Genomic DNA, 3,898 nt, shown 5'->3' on the forward strand with positions numbered 1-3,898 from the left:
CTGTTGAGCCTAATACTATTTATTACTGGCATATTGAAACAAGTGATGGTGTAAATTCTTCAATTAGTGCAACTTATACATTTAAAACAGGAGAAAACACAGCTTCAGTTCAAGGTACTATAGTTAGTACTTCACAAGAAATTTTAACTGCAATAGCAAATGCTGTTCCTGGTGAAAAAATTTACGTACACGGAGGCAATTATGTGTTTGATTCAACAATTGATATTAATAATAATGGAAGTGAAGCAAATGCAATTTCACTTTTAGCGCATCCTGGAGATGACACAAGACCAAAGTTTGATTTTTCTTCTATGTCAGAAAATTCTTCAAACAGAGGAATACAACTAGACGGTAATAATTGGCACATTAAAGGGATTGATGTTTATGGAGCAGGAGATAACGGTATGTATATAAAAGGAAACAATAATTTAATTGAATTTTGTACGTTTAGTGAAAATTCTGATACCGGACTCCAAATTGGGAATGGAGCATCAAACAATACTATTTTAAATTGTGATTCATTTTACAATGCTGATTCCAGTTTAGAAAATGCTGATGGGTTTGCTTGTAAATTAGATGCAGGTACCAATAATAAATTTATTGGTTGTAGAGCTTGGCAAAATTTAGATGATGGATGGGATGGTTATATGAGAGGTAATGACAATATTACCACAACTTATGAAAACTGTTGGGCAATAGATAATGGTTTCTTAAAAGATGGTAGTGTAAGTGGTGGAGATGGTAATGGTTTTAAAACTGGTGGTAGTGATAATAAAGATTTAAAACATAACGCTGTTTATACTAATTGTATAGCTGTTGGAAATGGATTTGATGGTTTTGATCATAACAGCAATAGAGGAGATGTCACTATTTATAATTGTTCTGCATTTGATAATGGAAAAAATTACTCATTTAGCAATACCAATCCGCTAGAAAAACTAACCATTAAAAATAGCAACGTTTTAGGTGATTTTGGAAGTATTAATGCAACAACGCTTGATGTAACAAACAATAGTTGGCAAGATGGTATAACAGTAGATGCAGATGATTTTAAAAGTTTAGATTATAGTCAATTATTAAACGCTAGAAATGCAGATGGTAGTTTACCAGATGTTACTTTCTTTCATTTAAATGCTGGAAGCGATTTAATTGATAAAGGAATAGATGTAGGTTTACCTTTTAATGGAGGTGCACCAGATTTAGGAGCTTTTGAATTTTAATAATTGAACACTTTAAGTTTTTGAAGATTTGTTTAAATTTAAATAATGAAAACAAAAAAGGGTTTTTTTATAGTTTTTATTTTGGTTTCGAGTATTATTTTTTCACAAGAAATTATACCTGTTGATACAAGTTATACAGTACATAGATCTTTTGAAAAGTATAAAAAGAATTTTCCACAAATTGAAATTGTTAACCCTCAATTGTGTCAAAATGTAATTAAAAAAAGAGAGATTATTTATAAAGAAATAGGGGAGCGGAAATTACATTTAGATGCTTTTTACAATAAAAGTGAGCAGTTAAAACCAGCGGTTATATTAGTTCATGGTGGCGGTTGGAAATCTGGTAATAAATCTCATATGGAGCCATTAGCTCAAAAAATTGCTTCTAAAGGATATGCCTGTTTTACAGTTGAATACAGGTTATCTATAGAAGCAATTTTTCCTGAAGGAATTTATGATATAAAAAGAGCCATACAGTTTATAAAGGCAAATGCTTCCGAGTTTTACATTGATACGAAAAAAGTTGCTGTTTTAGGATGTTCCTCAGGAGGGCAAATGGCGGCTTTAATTGGAACAACAAATAATAATAGTGTATTTGAAGAAACTGAAAACAGTTATAATCAGTCTTCTGCTGTGCAGGCAATTATTGATTTAGATGGTGTTTTGGCTTTCAAACATCCGGAATCTAAAGAAGATGTAGTTGCTGGATTATGGTTAGGAGGTAGCTACGAAGAAATTCCTGAAATTTGGAAAGATGCTTCAGCTTTAACGCATACAAATGAGAATACACCTCCAATATTGTTTATTGGAAGTCAATACCCTCGATTTCTTGCGGGACGAGATGATATGATAAAAATTTTAGATCAATATGGTATTTATAGCCAAGTAGAATCAATAGAAAAAAGTCCACATACTTTTTGGTTATTTCATCCTTGGTTTGATAAAACTGTTGAGTATATCACAAATTTTTTAAGTAAAACTTTAAATTAAAATTAGAATATTATTTAAATTTCAATAAATGAAAACAATAAAAATCATTTCAGCTTTATTATTAATTAGCGTTGTAGCTTGTAAAAATCAAGACAAAAAAACAACTGTTGAACCTGAGGTTGTTAAAGAACAAGAAGCTTTAAAAGCATACGCTGAAATCTCTATAAAAGAAGGAGGAAAGTGGGAAGGTAGAGAGTATATAGGTGGTACTTTTAAAAATGTAACCGAAGTTAAAGTACCTGCAGAACATACCGATCATTCTTGGTTTATTAGATATGAAGGACCGGGGTGGGAAAGTAGTAAAGTTGGTTATAGAATGTATTTAGACTGGCGAAATGCAATTGATATTTTCGGAAAAGTAACTGATACCATGGTGCTTTCAAAAATTGGCTTAGATGGATTCGATTCTTATCACGAGAAAAGTGATTGGGGTATGGATATTTTAAAAGCGGGTAAAGGTTTAGGAATTGGTTCTATTGGAAGATTTTATAACGGAGAAGTTTTACATTTTAAAAAAGTAGATTCAACATTTGCTAAAGTTGAAAATTCGTTAGAAAATTCTATTGTAATTACTGATTATTATGGATGGAGTACAGCAAATGATGTTATTGATTTACATCAGGAGTTATCTATTAAACCAGATAAGAGATATACAAAACATACAATAACACCTTCAAAAGAAATTGAAGGAATTTGTACGGGAATTGTTAAGCACGGTGTAAATTATTTTGCCAAGGAAAGCGAAAATAAAAAATGGGAATATATAGCCACTTATGGTAAACAAACTTTGGCAGAAGTACCTGATAATTTAGGTATGGCAATATTTTATGAAGTTGAAACTGTTAAAGAGGTAACTGAGTGGGAACATGACCATTTATTATTATTTAAACCAACTACAAGTGAAATTTCGTTTTACTTTTTAGGTGCCTGGGAGCAAGAAAAAGACGGAATAAAAACAGAAGCAGAATTTTTATCCTATTTAGATGAAAAACTGGATGAATTAAATAAAAACAACTCACTTTAATTTCTATGATTTCTTCTAAAAAAATTAAGAATTTTATTTTGAGTTTATTTATTTGTTGGGTTGCTGGTTCAATGCAAACAATTAGTGCTCAGGAAAATAGTAATGATTCAAATAAAAAATTTACTATAGAAAATTGCGTAAATCAATTTTCTATAGATAAAACCATTGAGACTAAAGTTGGTTATCAATATTGGTTTGCAGATAAAGATTTTTTGGATGGTCGAACTTTAAAAATGAGCGTTGTTGCACCTCATAAGTCAACTCACGCGCCTCATAAACATATTGAAGATGAATTTTTCTTTGTTTTAGAAGGAACTGCTGAATTTTATTTAGATGGTAAAACAACCGTGGTAGGTCCGCATTCTAGTTTATATTGTCCATCTATGGTTATGCACGGAATTAGCAATGCAGGTGATATAGAATTAAAGTATTTAGTTATAAAAAAATATCAAAAGGATTAAAAATTAGAATTTATGAATAATTATAGAACAACGTTTCAAATTTTAACAGGATTATTTTTTGTTTTGGTAGCTTTTACAAGCTGTAAAGATGCGAAAAATGACAATAAAGAGAATCAAGTTACAAAAGAACTTGTAGTATCTGATACCCTAAAATGGTCTGAAAGAATGATACTTTCAGAAATAGAACGTTTTCCAAAAGCTTC

The 3,898-nt window shown here is 30.6% G+C and carries 4 protein-coding genes and 1 pseudogene; all 5 read left to right on the forward strand.

Annotated features, from left to right (window positions below; translation table 11 throughout):
* Positions 1–1,220 (forward strand): right-handed parallel beta-helix repeat-containing protein (locus AB1Z17_RS00045; protein ID WP_368049747.1); only part of this gene is annotated, 1,220 nt, incomplete at its 5' end.
* A gap of 45 nt (positions 1,221–1,265) precedes the next feature.
* The gene (locus tag AB1Z17_RS00050) at positions 1,266–2,210 is read left to right on the forward strand and encodes an alpha/beta hydrolase fold domain-containing protein (protein ID WP_368049748.1); all 945 of its coding nucleotides are present in this window, start codon (positions 1,266–1,268) and stop codon (positions 2,208–2,210) included.
* A 28-nt stretch (positions 2,211–2,238) separates the two neighbouring features.
* A complete protein-coding gene (locus AB1Z17_RS00055; RefSeq protein WP_368049749.1) occupies positions 2,239–3,234 on the forward strand; it encodes a DUF4861 family protein in 996 nt (331 codons plus the stop codon).
* A 38-nt stretch (positions 3,235–3,272) separates the two neighbouring features.
* On the forward strand, positions 3,273–3,695 hold the full coding sequence (locus AB1Z17_RS00060; protein ID WP_368049750.1) for a cupin domain-containing protein: 423 nt from the start codon (positions 3,273–3,275) through the stop codon (positions 3,693–3,695).
* 12 nt (positions 3,696–3,707) lie between these two features.
* A pseudogene (locus AB1Z17_RS00065) lies at positions 3,708–3,898 on the forward strand (hypothetical protein); the annotation flags it as partial.

It is taken from the genome of Lutibacter sp., from assembly GCF_040883305.1.
Classification (GTDB): domain Bacteria; phylum Bacteroidota; class Bacteroidia; order Flavobacteriales; family Flavobacteriaceae; genus Lutibacter.